Genomic DNA, 15,551 nt, shown 5'->3' with positions numbered 1-15,551 from the left:
GACCCCGGACGCGCGGACGCCCCGGCCCGCGGGGTGCGGGCCGGGGCGTCCGGACAGGTGGTGTCTACCGCAGGTCGAAGCGGTCGAGCTCCATGACCTTGACCCACGCCGCGACGAAGTCCTGCACGAACTTCTCCTGCGCGTCGTCGGAGGAGTACACCTCGACGATGCCCCGGAGGATCGAGTTCGAGTTGAAGACCAGGTCGGCCGCGGTGGCCGTGCGGACGACGTTGCCGTCCGCGTCCCGGCCCTCGTAGACGCCCTCGCTCTCGGCCGAGGTGCTCCACGAGACGCCCAGGTCGAGCAGGTTGCGGAAGAAGTCCTGCGACAGCACGCCCGGCCGGTCGGTGAACACGCCGTGCTGCACGCCACCGGTGTTGGCGCCGAGCACCCGCAGGCCGCCCACCAGGAGGGTCATCTCCTTGGCGGTCAGGCCGAGCATGTAGGCGCGGTCGACCAGGAGCGTCTCCGGCTGGAGCTTGGTCCCCGGCGAGATCCAGTTGCGGAAGCCGTCGGCCTTCGGCTCGAGCCAGCCGAAGTTCTCGACGTCGGTCTGCTCCTGGGACGCGTCGGTCCGCCCCGGGGAGAAGGGCACGGTGACCTGGACGCCGGCGTCGGCGGCGGCCTTCTCGACCGCCGCGCTGCCGCCGAGGACGATCAGGTCGGCGAGCGAGACCTTCCTGCCCGTCTGCTGCTCGAACTCGCCCTTGACCCGCTCGAGCACCGGCAGGACGTCGCGGACGCCGGCGTTGACCGCCCAGCTGATCTGCGGCTCGAGGCGCAGCCGCGCGCCGTTGGCGCCACCGCGGTTGTCGGTGCTGCGGAACGACGCCGCCGACGACCAGGCCGTGTGCACCAGCTGCGACACGGTCAGCCCGGAGGAGAGCAGCCGCTGCTTGAGGTCGGCGATCTCCGCCTCACCGACGAGCTCGTGGTCGACCGCCGGCACCGGGTCCTGCCAGATGAGGTCCTCGCTGGGCACGTCGGGGCCCAGGTAGCGGGACTTCGGGCCCATGTCGCGGTGCAGCAGCTTGAACCAGGCCCGGGCGTACTGGTCGGCGAAGTACTCGGGGTCGTTGCGGAACCGCTCGGCGTACCGGCGCAGCTCGGGGTCGACCTTGAGCGCCATGTCGGCCGTCGACATCATCGGCGGGTTCTTCTTGCCCTCGATGTGCGCGTCGGGCACGAGCTCCTGCGCCTCGGGGTTGGTCGGCTTCCACTGCTTGGCACCGGCCGGGCTCTCGGTCAGCTCCCAGTCGAAGTCGAACAGCGTCTCCCAGTAGGAGTTGTCCCACTGCGTCGGCGTCGGGGTCCAGGCGCCCTCGAGGCCGCTGGTGATCGTGTCGGCGCCCTTGCCGGTGCCGAACTGGTTGTGCCAGCCGAGGCCGTTGCCGTGCACCGGGCAGCCCTCGGGCTCGGGGCCGACCAGCGACGGGTCGCCCGCCCCGTGCGCCTTGCCGAAGGTGTGGCCGCCCCCGATCAGCGCGACGGTCTCCTCGTCGGTCATGCCCATCCGGCGGAAGGTGACCTTGATGTCGTGCGCCGAGGCGAGCGGGTCGGGCCGGCCCTTCGGGCCCTCGGGGTTGACGTAGATCAGCCCCATGGTGACGTTGGCGAGCGGGCCCTCGTCGAGGTCGAGCGGGTCGTCGCCGACGTAGCGCTCGTCACCGAGCCAGGTGTCCTCCGGACCCCAGAAGACCTCCTCGGGCTGCCAGGTGTCCTCGCGGCCGAAGGCGAAGCCGAAGGTGGGCAGGCCCATGTCGTCGTGCGCGACGTTGCCGGCGAGCACCAGCAGGTCGGCCCACGACAGCTTGCGGCCGTACTTCTGCTTGATCGGCAGCAGCAGGCGGCGGGCCTTGTCGAGGCTCGCGTTGTCGGGCCAGCTGTTGAGGGGGGCGAACCGCTGTGCGCCCTGGCCGCCGCCGCCGCGACCGTCGGCGATGCGGTAGGTGCCGGCCGCGTGCCACGACATGCGGATGAACAGCGGGCCGTAGTGGCCCCAGTCGGCCGGCCACCAGTCCACCGACGTGCGCATGAGCTGGCGCAGGTCGCGCTTGAGCTCCTCGACGTCCAGCTTCGCGAACTCGGCCTTGTAGTCGAAGTCCTCACCCAGCGGGTCGGAGTCCCTCGAGGGCTTGTTCAGCACCGACAGGTCGACCTGGTTGGGCCACCAGTCCCTGTTCGTGCGGGGTCGCCGGTCGGTGTGCGCCTCCGGCGACGGGATCGCCGGGTTCTCGCTCTCGCTGGTGCTCTCGGTCTGGACCTTGTTGGTCTCGTCCTTCACGGTGTGCCTCTCTGTGTGGTGCGGAGGGTGGGGGCCGTGCCGGCCGCGCAGGACGGGCAGCGTCCCCAGAACAGGACCTCGGCCTCGTCGATGACGAAGCCGGCGTCGGTGGGAGGGGTGAGGCACGGGGCGGCGCCGGTGGTGCAGTCGACGTCGGCGATGGCCCCGCAGTCGCGGCAGACCACGTGGTGGTGGTTGTCGCCGACCCGGGCCTCGTAGCGGGCGTCGGAGCCCTCGGGCTGGATGCGCCGCACGAGTCCGGCGGCCACGAGCGCGTTCAGCACGTCGTACACCGCCTGGTGCGACACCGCGCCGAGGCGGGCGCGCGCCGCGCTGATCAGGGACTTGGTGTCCAGGTGCGGCTGCGCACGAACGGCGTCCAGCACCGCGACGCGTGGCCGGGTGACCCGCAGCCCGGCCGCGCGCAGGACGCGCTCGAGGTCTGCGGTGTCGGGCACAGCGGCATCGTGACGGCCCTTCCTTGACCAAGTCAAGAAACAGCGCCGGGTCGCCGTCCGGTCCGTGCGGGAGCCGGTGCGGTGTGCGTCCAGGTCGACGTCATCCGGCCGGGGGAGTGCACTCACGCGCGGTCACGGGCAACGATGTGTCCCTGCACGGTGGGCGGTCGCGATCTGCCCGTTCACCGTCCGCAGCCTCACGCTGCGGAGTCGAGACGAGCGAAGGGTGGCCGTGGCTGACGACCGGAGCGCAGCCCTCGTCGTGCGGGCGTGGCGAGAGGGGGGCGACGGGTTCCGCGCCCGGGTGGTCGAGGTGGGCCTCGACGCGGCGGAGCAGGACCGCACGATCGCCGTCGCCTCGTCCCCGGGTGAGGTCCTCGATGCGGTCGGTCACTGGCTCGACGAGTTCGTGGGTGACCAGACCGACACGGATTGACACCGTTTCGCCGGGCTCCGAGCATCGCGGCTGCGAGGCACCGGCCGTCTCCTGCACCCCGTCCCGGGGTGCGCGAGGAGGTGTTGCACGTGACTGTCGCCCCGGCCCCCTGGGTCACGCTGCTGGACGGGTTCTCCCTGTGCCTCGGTGAGGGCACCTCACACCGGTCGCTGGAGGACCTGCCGCGGGGTGTGCAGCGCCTGGTGGCGCACATCTGCCTCTCCGGACGACCACCCCGGACGGCCATCGCCGGACACCTGTGGCCGGACGCCCCGGAGGACCACGCCCACGGCAGCCTCCGGTCGGCCCTGTGGCGACTGCACAAGGTGGCGCCCGGCCTGGTGGAGGTCAGCGGGAGCACGCTCGCGCTGGCGGACGGCGTCCGGGTCGACGTGTGGGAGCTCGGGGACTGGGCCCGGCGGGTGCGCGACCCGAGGTCCTGCCTGGCCGACGTCGAGGTCCCCGACGTCGGCCTGGCCGGCGAGCTGCTGCCCGGGTGGTACGACGACTGGGTCCTGCTCGAGCGGGAGCGGCTGCGGCAGCTGCGCATGCACGCGCTCGAACAGGCCGCCGTCCGGCTGGCCGTGGCCGGGCGCCACGGCGACGCGCTGCAGGCCGCCCACGCCGCCGTGCGTGCCGAGCCGCTCCGGGAGTCCGCGCACCGGACGGTCATCCGGGTGCACCTCGCCGAGGGCAACGTCGTCGAGGCGCTGCGGACCTACGACCGGTTCCGGGAGATGATCGCCGACGAGCTCGGCGTGCAGCCCGGCGAGCACATGGCCCGCCTGGTCCGCGGGCTCTCCGGCTCCCGCGACCACGCGTGCCGGGTGGGCGTCCGCGCGTCGTGACCTGTCCCGCGGCGGGCCGGTCCGGGCCGCCAGGGTGCGGGGGCTGCGGTCAGCGCGTGGCGGCGACCCAGGCGGCGGCGGTGACCAGGCGGGCGATGTCCGCCGCGTACCCGGCGTCGATCCGGTCGTCGGCGGGCGTGTGGTAGTGGGGGTTCATCTCGGCCGGTGGGGCGCCGGCCCCGGGGCCGGCGAACAGGTCCTCGGAGGCCAGGCAGGCCGGGAAGCCGTGGAGCTGGAAGCTGTAGTGGTCGCTGCGGGCCTCTGCGGGGTCCCGCTCGCCGTCGTGCGGGTACAGCTGGGGTGCCGGCAGCGCGGGGGAGACCTGCGTGACGAGGGCGGCGACCGTCCGGGCCAGCGCCAGGGACCGGTCCTCGACCGTGGGGGAGGGGCTGAACCCGGCGTGCAGCTCGAAGGTGCGCCCGGCCAGCACGTCCCACCCGATCATGTCCATCTGGAAGACGGCGGTGATCGAGGTGCCGAGGAGGGCCTGGTCGCGGGCATGGGCCAGGCTGCCCACCAGACCGTGCTCCTCGGCGTTGAACAGGACGAACCGCACGGCCCGGCGGGGCACGCGCAACCGCGCGTCCAGCGCCTGCACCGCGTCGGCCGCGGCGAGCACCCCGGCGATGCCGCTGCCGTCGTCATCGGCTCCCGGAGCGGGGTCGGTCCCGGGCCGGTACCCCGGGTGCAGCGCCCCGGTGGAGTCCATGTGCGCCGTCACCAGCACGACACCGTCGCGCTCCCTCGCGGGCAGCTCGGCCTCGACGTTCTCCAGCTGCCGGCCCTCGTGCGCGAAGCGGTGCCGGCGGAGGACGAACTGCCCCGCTCCGATCCGTTCCAGGTCGGCGACGAGGGTGGCGACGGCCGCGGCGTTGTCCGGGTGCTGGATGTGCCGGCTGGAGATGACCGCACCCCCGGGGGCCGGTGCGGCCCCGGTGTAGCGCGCGAGGTGGTCGGTGAGGTGCTGCGCGCGGATCCTGCACGCCAGGACCTCCTGCTCCTCGGGGCGCAGCGCCGGGGCGGCGGCGCTGGCGGCGAGGTCCGCGCGCACGTCGACGGGCTCGACGACCGGGGCGGCGGGCGTCAGCTTCAGGTTGTGCCCGTGCCGGGACGCGGAGAGGTGGTGGTCCTCCACCGACCGGCCCGCCGGGACGGCCACCACGAGGCCCTCGTCGGTCGAGGTGAGGACGGCGTGTGCCGCGGGGCCGGTCGCGAAGACGTCCGCGGAGTTGCCGTCGGGCACGAGGAAGCCGCTGTCGGTCCGGCGGTCGTCGCGCAGGAGGTAGAGCTCCGTGGTCAGCGGCGCGTCCTCGGCGCCGAGGCGGTCCACGCGGAAGCCGAGGTCGTCGAGCCGGGCGGCGGCCGGCGTCGTCCCGATCGCGTAGACCGTCGTCCCGCCCGGGCCCGCGACGTGCAGCGGCACCAGCGGCAGGTCCCGCAGCGCCGAGCGCCAGTCCCCGCCCGCGTGCTCGGGGGGGACCGTGACGCGCAGGTAGCGCAGGGGGGCTCCGCCGTCCAGCACGGCCGCCACCAGCGCCGGGTGCGGCACGACCAGCAGCCCGGCCCGCAGGGCCTGGGCCCGCTCGCCGGCGTCCTCGCCCACGAACACGACCCGCTCGGCTCCGCCGGCACGCTCCACGGCCTGCTCGAAGACGCGCGGGGTGTCCTTGGGGCCGTGGAGCACCAGGGAGGGCTCCAGGAGGTCCCGGAGGGCGGTGGCCCCGAGGGCCCGGTCGAGGTCGTCGGGAGGCACCGGACCGGGATCGGAGACGACCCCCAGGCGCGCACCGCGGTCCCGGAGCGCGCCGAGCGCCTCGGGCACGTGGGGGTACACGGTCAGGGCGTCGATCCGGTCGCCGCTCGGGGAGAGCACGGCCGAGGCCAGCGTGCCCCCGATGTCGTGGAAGACCACCGTGCCGGTCAGCGGGTCCATCGTTCCTCCTGGTGACGGGGCGGGCGCACCCGGCCACCTCCCGACCACGGGGGACCGGCGCCGGTCTGCAGCATCCGGGGACACCGTCACGCGGTCGTCACCGTCGACCCGGGGGCAGCGGGCGACGGCGCGTCCCCGGGCCGCGCGGGCGCGCCGGGGTCAGGCGGAGCCGGCGGCCGCGGTCCCGACGGGGCCGGCGACCTCCGCGTGGCCCAGGTAGCGCGCGATCGCGTGCGGATCGGTGTCGTTCTCGACCTCGACGTCGGTCAACGGGGCACCCCAGGACTTCGCCAGCGGGTGGCCGAGGGCGACGACGTCGTTGACGTCGTAGGCGGTCAGCCACTCCATGCCGGGGTGCCGGCGGCCGCGGTCGAGGAGGTTGTTCTGGACGGCCTCGAGGCCCAGCGGCGACCCGAGCGTCACCCACAGCGTGGTCCGCCGGCGCACGTCGGCGTCGTGCAGCAGGTCCCGGGCCACGACCGTGCCCAGGCTGTGCGAGACCAGCACCAGCGGGACCTCGTCCGGGACGGCCCCCCGGACGGCCCGCAGGACCTCGTCCCGGCCGGAGCTGAGGTAGATGGCGACGTCGCGCAGCTGCGAGGCGATGACCAGCTGGTCGACCCGTGAGCGCCTGGCCAGCGAGACGAGCAGCTCCCGCGCCACGCCCCAGGACAGGATGCGGTCGCGCAGCCCCTCCTCGCGCAGCCGCCCGCTCCCCGGCGCCCGCTCCACTGCCGGGGGTGGCTCGTCCGGCGGGGGCACCGCCATCCCGGCCTGGTGCGCCAGGTCGAGGAGCAGCTCGCGCTCCACGGCCCCGACGTCGGCGGGGGTGGCCGGGTGGAACGGCCCGGGCTCGTCGGGGTCCCGTGTCCTCTCCAGCCGGAGCGCCCTGCCCGCCGACTCTGCGGTGACCTCGTACAGCACGTTGCCGTAGAAGGGGAGCACCGCACGCCCGGCGTCCAGCGGGGGAGCGCCGGCCGCGGTCAGCCCCGCGTTCAGGGCGGCCAGCCACTTGCGCCGCAGCGTCGCGGGGTCCTTGAACTCCTGGCCCCGGCCGTGCAGGAACACCAGCGTGGGGGCGACCACCTCACTGCCCCCCGCCCAGGATCGGGGCGAGCAGCGCGGCCTGCCCCGGGGGCACGTCGACCGCGCGGAGGCTGCGCACGATCCGGCTGACCCGGGCCCCCTCGTTGCCGACGTAGGCCAGCGCGTCCTCGCCCAGGTCCTCGGTCCAGCGCCGTCCGTCGCGGGTCAGCTCGAAGCCCTCGTCGTCGGTCGCCGAGATCCCGCCGTGGTGCAGCGCGACCATCTCCCACTGGTCGTTGAACACCGGCGCCCCCGAGGAGCCCTCCCGGGTGTCGCTCTCGTACCGGAGCCAGAGGTCGTCCTCCGCGACCATCCGGTTGAACCGGAGGCTGACCCGCTTGCGCTCGCCCGCCGGGTGGTGGATCACGTTGAGCACCTCGCCGATCACGGCCTTGCCCGTCTGCCCGATGAGCGGGATGGAACCGTACGTCGCGCCGGGCGGCCGGCCGTCCCGCTCGACGACCGCGACGACGGTGTAGTCCAGGTCGGGGTCGGTGACGAAGCAGTCGTCCGGCGCCAGCGGCCACCGGTCCTCGGCCCGCGGCCGGCCGTCCTCGTCGTACTCGTAGGCGAACTCCACGGCCATACCGGCAGCCTCCTCGGGCGTCCGGATGACGTGGTGGTTGGTCAGCAGGAGGCGGTCGGTGACCAGCGAGCCCGTCCCGACGGGCCGGACCGGCCGGCGGACGGGCGCCTCGACGACCCGGCCGACCGACCGGGCGGCCCTCAGCCCGCAGTCGAAGAAGCTCAGCCAGACCGAGTCGTCCTGGTCGACGATGCCCTCCAGCCTCAGGTGCCGGCGCCGCAGCCGTTCCCGGCGCTCGTCCAGGTCCGCGGGGCTGTTGACCAGGCCCAGGTCCCGCCGGTCGACCGCCTCCCGGGCGGCGTTGCGCTGCTCCTCGCTGGCCTCCCACCGCTCCCGGATCGCGAGGAGCCGGTCGTGCACCCCGATCGCCACCATGGTCGTGTCCTCCTCAGGTGCCGAGGCCGGGACGCTGCCACGGCAGGAACGCGTTGGGCGCCGACCGCATCGCCGCCCGCAGCTCCGGGTGGTGGCGCAGGATCACCGAGGCCATGGTGTTCTCCGCCAGCCACGCCATGCCGGGCTCCGTGTAGACCGCCGGGGTGAAGTCCCGGGTGAGGAACCGGTCGCTGTTGAGCCGGCGCGACGCCATGAGGATGAAGATGCGGAACGCGGTGTCGCTGAACGCGAACCCCTCGGGCAGGCGCTCGGCGAACAGCCCCACCATGAGGTCGACCTTCTCGACGTCCCCGCCGTAGAGCCGCGACACCTGCCGGGCGAGGTCGCGGTCGCCGGTGAGCTCCTCGAAGGTCGCCGGCGCCGGCATCCGCAGCAGCCGCCGGAACTCGCAGTAGCGGGGGACGCCCAGTTCGCGGTGGCGCAGGATGTCGACGGCGGCGAGGTCCATGACCTTCCCGTCCGGTCGGTGGAACTCCTGCAGGGCCCTCGGGAAGTTGTGCAGGGTCACCACCCCGGGGTGCTCCGTGCCGAAGGAGTACAGCAGGTCGGCGATCGGCACGGTGTCCAGCACGGCCAGGGACCCCGGGCCGGCCAGCTCCTGCAGGCTGTAGGGCTCGTCCCGGTGCCGCCGGTCGTCCACGTGCGAGCGCAGGTCGAACAGGTCGGGCATGAGCGGGTGCATGCGGTAGACGGCGGTGAACTCCTCGGTCAGGGAGTAGGGGACGCCGTAGTCCCGCGTCGGCGACCCCGGGATGCCGCTGACCAGCTCGCTGTCGCTGAGCCGGCCGAACACGTTGCTCAGGCGCTCTCCGGCCAGGCCCCACCAGTTCGCCCGCAGCGCGGCGACCGTGGTGGGGTGGCTGATGACGGCGGGCGTCCACTCGACGGTGTGGATCTTGGCGGTCAGCGCGGCGACCACGAGCCGGGCGCGCTGGAAGAGCTCCTCGTCGCCCCACCGGGGGAACTCGCCGGCCAGCATGTCGCACACGGCGTTGTGCTCGCGCGTGAAGAGGGTCTGCAGCGGCACCAGGCCGAGCCAGAACCCCGGCTCCTCGAGCGTCGGGTGGTCGCTCCTGGGCGTCGGCAGCATCCCGTTGGCCTCGACGCGCAGCTTGCCGCCCTCGAACGCCCGGGCCTCGCGCTGCTGCTCGGCGGTGACCCCGTAGACCTGCGAGGCGTCCCACCAGTGGGTGCAGGTGTTGACCGACGTCCGCGGTGACGAGGTGTCGGGGCGGGTCGGGTCCTCGGGCGTGCGCATGATGAGCATCGGCCGCTCGGGCCACGGGTCGTCGTCGGCCAGCTCCACCCGCCACGGGTCCTCGGTCGGGCTCTTCCCGTGGCTGAACCAGTCCCGGATCATCCACTGCAGCCACGGGGCGACGAGCGCGTTGACCGACGTCGCGGGGATGAGCTCGTCCCGGGTCATCAGCTGCCGGCTGACCTCGCGCGGGCTGGGCTCGACGACCTCGGCCGGCGCCGGCCGGCGGGCCGCGGTGAGGGGGACGTTGCGCCCGAAGCGGGAGCCGGCCATCCCCGCGGCCGGGACCGCGAGGTCGTTGTAGCTGCCGTCCACCGTCCGCGAGGTCAGGACCTGCGGGTCGAACGGGGGGACGGGCGGGGCCTGCGTGGTCGGCAGCACGCCGGTGTCGTGCAGGTTGTGCCGGCGCAGCGCCTCACGGAGGCCGGCGATCACCGCGAGCCCCAGGGGCACGGGCAGCCGGTCCCAGCCGAACACGCGGTCCAGTGCCCGGGCCGCCGCGCGCAGGACCCGCCACGGCAGACCTGGCCGGTAGCCGTCCGGGACCGTGGCGGCGGCCGTCCGCGCCGTCGTCCCGGGTGCCCGGGTCCGGAGCTGACCCGCCCTCGGCACGGCCCTGGGGGATCGGGTCGGGGGTGCCGCGGTCGTGGGCGCCTTGGTCATGGTGCCTCCTCGGGGGTGGGGATCGGCCGTGCGCTGCCGCAGGTGCCTCACGGGTCCAGCGGCCCGAGCCGGGCCAGCTCTTCGGAGAGCTGGGCGGCCAGCTCGCTGATACGGGTCAGGGCGTCCCGGTCGTCGCGGGTCCCCGCGCCGTCCCCGGCCCGGGCCGCGCGCGCCGCGGCACCGTCACGCACGCGGTCGACGACGTCCCGCAGGTCGATCACGCCGTCCACCTGCTCGGTCGGTACGCGGACGGCGTCGCCGTCGGTCTCCTGCGGTCCGCTCACGTCACACCACCTCGATGGTCGGTACGTCGATCCGGTCGATGCCGAGGTCGGAGAGCGTCAGGCCGAGGACCTCGTAGGGCAGCACGACGTCGTGCAGCTCGAGGGCCCCGACCGCCAGGCCGGTCCGCAGGTCGTCGAGCACCAGCTCCCGCACCCGGATGCGCGCACCCGGCACGGCGCGGAGGGTCAGCGTCAGCACGCCGGCGTCCGCGACGAAGCGGACCGGGTTGGCGGTCCCGAAGGCGTCGACCGGCCCGGTGGTGACCCGTCCGGCCGACGCCTCGGGCACCCGCAGGTCGGGGATCGTCAGCTGTCCGAGGGGCAGCGCCTGCCCGTGCAGGCGCTCGACCGTCGCGTCGGCCGCCGCGGCGCCCGGGATGCCGAGGCCGGTGAGACCGATCCGGCCGACCCCCAGGCCGGTGAGGGTGAAGTCGGGGACGGGGACGGTGACCCCCCGCAGGCGCAGCTGCTCGGCCACGAGGGGGCCCAGCCGCAGGTCCCGCAACGGCCCGACCACGGCGCGCACCCCCTCCACCGTCGTCGTCGGCAGGACGAGGTCGGCCGACCGGAGCCCGGGGACCTCGACGTCCCCGAGCCCGACGGTGAGCGAGTGGCTGCCCATCTTGACGGTGCCGCCCCAGCCGTAGCTGCCGGCCAGCGGGATCCGGATCGTCACCCGCCAGTCCAGCTGCAGGTCCAGGTCGACGGTCACCCGCAGGTCGCGGAAGACCGCCGTGCCGCTGCTGAGGTCCACGTGCACGGCGTCCAGGACCAGCCGTCCCACCTCGAGGGGGCCGACCGCCACCTCCCGGACGTCGACCGAGCCGACGGAGAGGGTGGCGACCGAGGCAGCGGGGACCGAGGCCTTCACGGGGCACCTCCGGGTCGTGTCGGTGCGCCGGCCCGTGCCGGTCGCGGCGCGGGGACGGGGCCCGCGTCCCCGGTGCCGGCGTCCGCGGCCGGTCCGCCCGGGGCCGCCGGGCCTGCCGGTGGCGGCCCCGGCTCGGTGCGCCACGGAACGCGGGTGTCCGGCGGGTCCGGGAACATCGCGGTGGCGTGCTCCTGGCCGAGTGCGATGGCGCGGGCGATGAACTCGGGGTCGAAGAGCAGGTAGCTGAGCACGTCCCCGCGGCGGGGCCCGTCCCCGCCGAGGAGCTGGGCGAGCAGCGGGAGGTCGGGCTCGCGCAGGGTGCGCAGCGCGCCGCGGAGCCCGGTGAAGTGCTCCCGGTACACGTCAGCCGCCAGCCGGCTGAGGGTGGCCCGTTCCGGCGGCCCGGCGAACAGGTGCGGCACCACCGACAGCGGCCGTCCGGTGCTCCTGCCCCGGCCGCCGGCGGCCACGAGCTCGTTGACCCTGGTCAGCGTGCGCAGGTCCTCGACCATGCGGTCGACGAGGGCCGCGTCCAGCAGCATCACGAGGGCGTCGTCGACGTCGGGCCGGTCGTGGTGGGCGGTGCCGGGGTCGACGGCGTACGAGTCCGGGTGGGTCGCCGCCACCACCACGGCGTCGCAGCCGAGGTCGAGGGCCGGCTTGAGCGGGGCGTTGAGGCGGACCCCGCCGTCGAGGTACCACCCGGCCCGCTCCGGTGGCTCGGTCACCCGGACCGGGGGGAAGACGACGGGGATGGCCGCCGAGGCCCGCACGTGCGGGCTCCCGACCGGGGCGGCGACGTAGTCCAGCGCCCGGTCCTCGTCGGCCGGCGGGAGGGCCCGGCCGGGCGCCAGGTCGGCGAACACCACGGTGCGGCCGGTGCGCCCGGAGGTGGTGACGACGGCCAGCGCCTGGCAGTCCCCGCCCTCGACGTTGGCGCGCAGCTGCGCCCAGTCGACGGCCGCGTCGGCGGTGCGGGACAGCGGCGTGGTGTCCACGAGGCCGGTCAGCCGCACGCCCCCGATGCCCAGCCGCTGGGCGAGCCACGTGCCGGCCGTCCGCGGGGTGGAGACCAGCAGGGGCCCGAACACGTCGCGCGGGCCGATCCGGCGCCACACCCGGAGCAGCGCCGCGGCCTGCTCGTCGGCCGGCAGGTGCGCGCCCGCGGCCAGCAGGGTGGCGTTGATCGCCCCGGCGCTGGTGCCGACGAACACCCGCGGGCGGACCCCGGCCGCGGCCAGCCTCGGCACCAGGACCGACAGGGCACCGGCCTCGTAGGCGCCCCGGGCGCCCGCGCCGGCGATCACCATCCCCACCCGCTGCGGGGCGGGGGCGCTACGCGGGCCGGGGTCCGCCGGGCTCACGGCCCACCCCCACTGCCGACAGCGCCTCGGCCAGCTCGCGCGCCAGCCGTGCCACGCGTTCCAGCTCCTGCCTGTCCCCGGCGTCCTGGGTCTCCGCGGCGCGCGTGGTGGCCGACGCGGCGAGGCGGTCCAGCAGGTCGGGGAAGCCCAGGGTCCTCGGGCGTCGTGCCGGGTCGGCGAGACGCTCCCTCGAGACCGGCGGCTGCGGCGTGGTCAGGTCGACCGGTTCGGGGCTCATGGCTGCGCGACCGTGATCGTCGGGATGTCGATGCTGTGGACCCCGAGGTCGGCGAGCGTGAGCCCGTGCACGGTGAAGGGGACGGTCACGTTGCCGAGCTCGACCAGGCCGGCGGCCAGCGACGCCCGCACGCCGGTCAGCTGCAGCTGCGCGACCCGGGTCGCCACCGCCGGGCGCGCGAAGACGCTGACCCCGACGAACCCGAGGCTGAAGCCCCCCAGCGAGATCCGCTCCCGCCGCTGCAGCGGGATGTCCACGGTCCCGCTGCGGATGTCGCCGGCCGCGGCGCTGGGCAGCTCGAGCCCCCGCAGCCGCAGGGTCGGCAGGGTGAGCGGGGTGCCGCCCACCCGGCGGACCGTCGCCGCGGCCACCCCGGCGGCCGGGACGTCGACGTCGGCCACCGTGAGGGAGGTGAGGTCGAGACCGGCCAGCGTGAACCCCGCGGTCGGCAGGACCACGCCGGAGGCGCGCACGTCCTCCGCGGCCAGCCCGGTCAGCCGGAGGTTCGCGAGGGGGTCGGCGCGGGTCTGCACGTCCGTGCCGGTGAGGGTCGCGATGTCGAGGTCGATGTCCCGGAGGCCGGGGATCTCGAAATCGCCCAGCGCGAAGGGGATGGTGACGACGTCGAGGTCCTCGGTGCCCGACTCGCGGAACAGCCCGACGTCGACGAACCAGTCGACGCTGATCTCCAGGCGCATCGTGACCACCACGTCCCGCAGCAGGGCCCGGCCGGACCGGATGGCGACGCGGGCGTCGTCCACCCGGAGCCGGCCCACGACGATGTCGCCCAGCGACACCTGACCGACGTCGACCCGGCCGACGTCCACCCGTGCGATGACGGCCTGCTGGACCTGCGCTTCCACGTGCGCCTCCTGGGTCTGTCTCGGGCCGTCCGCGGGCCGGCGGGCGGGTCAGCGGGAACGGGACAGGCGGCGCGGCGGGGGGCGGCGCTGCCCGCCCAGGTTCGCCAGCGCCAGCACCAGGTTGACCGCGGAGATGGCGGTCGCCATCGCCCCGGCACGCCGGGGCAGGTCGCCCCGGCGCCAGGCCAGGAACGCCGAGACGGTGTCGCTGCCGTGGACGAGGGGCGCCAGCTGCTCGGCGTGCCACCGCCGGCGGGCGTCGCGGTCGAGCAGCTCGGCGCCGATGAGCACCGTCCGGATCCCGAACATCCGCAGCGGGTAGCGCATCCCCGGCTGGACGGCCGGGTCGATGTCCAGCCGGCGGATGACTAGGCCGGGGGCCAGCAGGCCCGCCGTCCCCATCGTGAGGCGGACGCCGGCGAGCAGCACCCGGGCGAGGTCGGTCCCCGACGTCATGACGAGGTCCTCCCGTCGGCCACGGGTCCGGAGGCGACGTAGTGCAGGGCGCGCAGACCGGGCAGGAAGAAGTAGCCGCCGCCGCGGACCCGCACGAACCGGGGCAGGTCGAGCAGCCGGTGGCGGACGGGGGTGGCCGGGACGACGAACACCCCGCCGTCGTCGGGCGGGTGGTGGCCGGTGATCGGGTCCGGGCTGTCCTGGAGGCCGGCGAACGCCGGGTTGTTCAGCCAGGTGTGCTGCACGAACTCGAACTGCCGGCCGAGGTTGGCGTTCAGGCAGAGGAAGTGCAGCCCGCGTTCGACGTCCGCCCCCGCCGGGTCACCGCCGTCGCCGGCCGCCGGCGCGGGGCCGTACTGCCGGCCGCGGCGGATCAGCCGGTGCCGGTCGTTCACCCGGACGGCGGCCTCGGACCCGGGACGCGGGTCGAGCGAGTCCCGGGGGTTGGCGCGGCGGACGTGGGCGCCGATCGGGCAGCCGAGGCCGAGCGCGTCACCGTCGCGGTGGTAGCGGAAGCCGTTGTCCCCCGCACGGGTCTCGTCGTCGTGGTCGGGACTGACCGTCAGGGACGTCCCGCTGGGCCACCGTCCCACCATCTTCGCGGCGACCTGCTCGGTGGGCAGCCCGGTCCGGGCCGCCCACCGCCGCGCGTGGTCCCAGAAGGCGGGGGCGTCGACGGCCAGGGTCCTGGCCACCAGGTACGTGCCGTTGCGGCCGAGGTCGACGCTGCCCGGCGTCTCGGCGTCGGGCGCGGGAGGCAGCAGCCGGAGGGGGTCGGCCGCCGCCGGCAGCAGGGGGCGGCCGGTGCGCCGGCCGTAGGCGTTCGGGTACCCGAGGAGGAACTCGCCCAGGGCCACGCCGCCGTCGGCGCCGCTGCCGTGCAGGCCGGCCACCGCGGGCTGGGAGATCCCGTCGGCGAAGCCGAGGTGGTCGTGCCGGGTGAGGGTCGTGGTCGGGAGCGTGGCGGCCTCCTCCAACCCGTCGGCCGGGAGGAGTCGGTGGACCTCCTCGGTGTGCGCCCGGAGCTCCGGGGCCGACGCCGCGTAGAGGAGCAGCAGGACGTCGACGCGGCGGGTGGCGGGGCCGCCCCACGTCCAGGTCGAGGGGGCGTGCTCGCCCTCGTCGCCCAGGAAGGCGCTGCGGGTGGGGGTGGTCATCCCGCCGGCGAACTCGAGCGAGAACTGGTCCAGCGCCGCCTGCGGCAAGCCCAGCCGGGCGAGGCCGCCGTGGCTGAGGGCGACGTTGAGGGCCCGGCTGCCGTGCTCGGCGGCCATGCTGGTCACCCGGGGGAGGAGGTCGGCGAGGAACGCGCGACCCGCGGCGCCGTCGTCCACCCGCAGGCCCAGGAACACCGCCTCGGGGAGGCGCCCGTACCCGCTGCCCACGATCCCCTGGACGTCGGCGAGGTCGAGGTCGCCCCCGCTGCGGGGAGCGGGGCGCGGTGCCGGTGCGGCCGGCGTGCGGGCGCCGCGGTCGACCCGGGGAGGCGCCGCGCTGCGGGTCGGTGCCATGTCCGTACCTCCGGCT

15 protein-coding genes are annotated in these 15,551 nt (G+C 75.3%); 2 read left to right on the top strand and 13 right to left on the bottom strand.

The features are described 5' to 3' along the window. Window positions 1–64: 64 nt before the first annotated feature. Both katG and ACI79I_RS11060 read right to left on the bottom strand, forming a co-directional pair. Window positions 65–2,284, bottom strand: a complete 2,220-nt coding sequence (gene katG, locus ACI79I_RS11065) for a catalase/peroxidase HPI (protein WP_456992384.1) — start codon at window positions 2,282–2,284, stop codon at window positions 65–67. Further along, window positions 2,281–2,742 (bottom strand): Fur family transcriptional regulator, encoded by a 462-nt coding sequence (locus ACI79I_RS11060; RefSeq protein ID WP_456992383.1) that lies wholly within the window; start codon window positions 2,740–2,742, stop codon window positions 2,281–2,283. Before ACI79I_RS11060 ends, katG begins: the two co-directional genes overlap by 4 nt. Before the next feature lie 232 nt (window positions 2,743–2,974). On the opposite strand from ACI79I_RS11060, the gene ACI79I_RS11055 reads away from it, so the two are divergent. Together ACI79I_RS11055 and ACI79I_RS11050 are read left to right on the top strand one after the other, a co-directional pair. Next, window positions 2,975–3,178 carry a hypothetical protein gene (locus ACI79I_RS11055; protein ID WP_456992382.1) on the top strand — a complete coding sequence of 68 codons (204 nt, stop codon included), beginning with the start codon at window positions 2,975–2,977 and terminating at the stop codon, window positions 3,176–3,178. Window positions 3,179–3,267: 89 nt separating this feature from the next. After that, on the top strand, window positions 3,268–4,026 hold the full coding sequence (locus ACI79I_RS11050) for an AfsR/SARP family transcriptional regulator (RefSeq protein WP_456992381.1): 759 nt from the start codon (window positions 3,268–3,270) through the stop codon (window positions 4,024–4,026). 49 nt (window positions 4,027–4,075) lie between these two features. Here the strand turns inward: ACI79I_RS11050 and ACI79I_RS11045 are convergent, their stop codons facing one another. The 11 genes from ACI79I_RS11045 to ACI79I_RS10995 form a co-directional block, all read right to left on the bottom strand. Continuing rightward, window positions 4,076–5,959, bottom strand: a complete 1,884-nt coding sequence (locus tag ACI79I_RS11045) for a M28 family peptidase (protein WP_456992380.1) — start codon at window positions 5,957–5,959, stop codon at window positions 4,076–4,078. Window positions 5,960–6,118: 159 nt separating this feature from the next. Further along, window positions 6,119–7,045, bottom strand: coding sequence for a hypothetical protein (locus tag ACI79I_RS11040; RefSeq protein ID WP_456992379.1), 927 nt, complete (start codon window positions 7,043–7,045; stop codon window positions 6,119–6,121). Window position 7,046: 1 nt separating this feature from the next. Beyond that, window positions 7,047–8,006 (bottom strand): trypsin-like serine peptidase, encoded by a 960-nt coding sequence (locus ACI79I_RS11035; protein ID WP_456992378.1) that lies wholly within the window; start codon window positions 8,004–8,006, stop codon window positions 7,047–7,049. 13 nt (window positions 8,007–8,019) lie between these two features. Further along, window positions 8,020–9,948, bottom strand: coding sequence for a peroxidase family protein (locus tag ACI79I_RS11030; protein WP_456992377.1), 1,929 nt, complete (start codon window positions 9,946–9,948; stop codon window positions 8,020–8,022). A gap of 47 nt (window positions 9,949–9,995) precedes the next feature. After that, the gene (locus ACI79I_RS11025) at window positions 9,996–10,232 is read right to left on the bottom strand and encodes a hypothetical protein (RefSeq protein ID WP_456992376.1); all 237 of its coding nucleotides are present in this window, start codon (window positions 10,230–10,232) and stop codon (window positions 9,996–9,998) included. A 1-nt stretch (window position 10,233) separates the two neighbouring features. Continuing rightward, a complete protein-coding gene (locus ACI79I_RS11020) occupies window positions 10,234–11,103 on the bottom strand; it encodes a hypothetical protein (protein ID WP_456992375.1) in 870 nt (289 codons plus the stop codon). After that, complete coding sequence (locus ACI79I_RS11015; protein WP_456992374.1) at window positions 11,100–12,467, bottom strand: patatin-like phospholipase family protein; 1,368 nt, start codon at window positions 12,465–12,467, stop codon at window positions 11,100–11,102. Before ACI79I_RS11015 ends, ACI79I_RS11020 begins: the two co-directional genes overlap by 4 nt. After that, a complete protein-coding gene (locus ACI79I_RS11010) occupies window positions 12,439–12,705 on the bottom strand; it encodes a hypothetical protein (RefSeq protein ID WP_456992373.1) in 267 nt (88 codons plus the stop codon). Before ACI79I_RS11010 ends, ACI79I_RS11015 begins: the two co-directional genes overlap by 29 nt. Continuing rightward, complete coding sequence (locus ACI79I_RS11005) at window positions 12,702–13,568, bottom strand: hypothetical protein (protein WP_456992372.1); 867 nt, start codon at window positions 13,566–13,568, stop codon at window positions 12,702–12,704. The genes ACI79I_RS11010 and ACI79I_RS11005 overlap by 4 nt, the downstream gene beginning before the upstream one ends. A gap of 48 nt (window positions 13,569–13,616) precedes the next feature. Next, complete coding sequence (locus ACI79I_RS11000; protein WP_456992371.1) at window positions 13,617–14,024, bottom strand: hypothetical protein; 408 nt, start codon at window positions 14,022–14,024, stop codon at window positions 13,617–13,619. Continuing rightward, a complete protein-coding gene (locus ACI79I_RS10995) occupies window positions 14,021–15,535 on the bottom strand; it encodes a Dyp-type peroxidase (RefSeq protein ID WP_456992370.1) in 1,515 nt (504 codons plus the stop codon). The genes ACI79I_RS11000 and ACI79I_RS10995 overlap by 4 nt, the downstream gene beginning before the upstream one ends. Window positions 15,536–15,551: the final 16 nt, after the last annotated feature.

The organism is Geodermatophilus sp. SYSU D01105, from assembly GCF_054050095.1.
The sequence above is the reverse complement of the archived record's forward strand: the minus strand, read 5'-3'. Positions and strand labels throughout refer to the sequence as shown.

What these genes read in the sequence shown, in the direction of transcription:
- ACI79I_RS11045 (WP_456992380.1), bottom strand. Translation starts at nt 5,959, where the DNA reads ATGGACCCGCTGACCGGCACGGTGGTCTTCCACGACATCGGGGGCACG.
- ACI79I_RS10995 (WP_456992370.1), bottom strand. Translation starts at nt 15,535, where the DNA reads ATGGCACCGACCCGCAGCGCGGCGCCTCCCCGGGTCGACCGCGGCGCC.
- ACI79I_RS11010 (WP_456992373.1), bottom strand. Translation starts at nt 12,705, where the DNA reads ATGAGCCCCGAACCGGTCGACCTGACCACGCCGCAGCCGCCGGTCTCG.
- ACI79I_RS11030 (WP_456992377.1), bottom strand. Translation starts at nt 9,948, where the DNA reads ATGACCAAGGCGCCCACGACCGCGGCACCCCCGACCCGATCCCCCAGG.
- ACI79I_RS11035 (WP_456992378.1), bottom strand. Translation starts at nt 8,006, where the DNA reads ATGGTGGCGATCGGGGTGCACGACCGGCTCCTCGCGATCCGGGAGCGG.
- ACI79I_RS11000 (WP_456992371.1), bottom strand. Translation starts at nt 14,024, where the DNA reads ATGACGTCGGGGACCGACCTCGCCCGGGTGCTGCTCGCCGGCGTCCGC.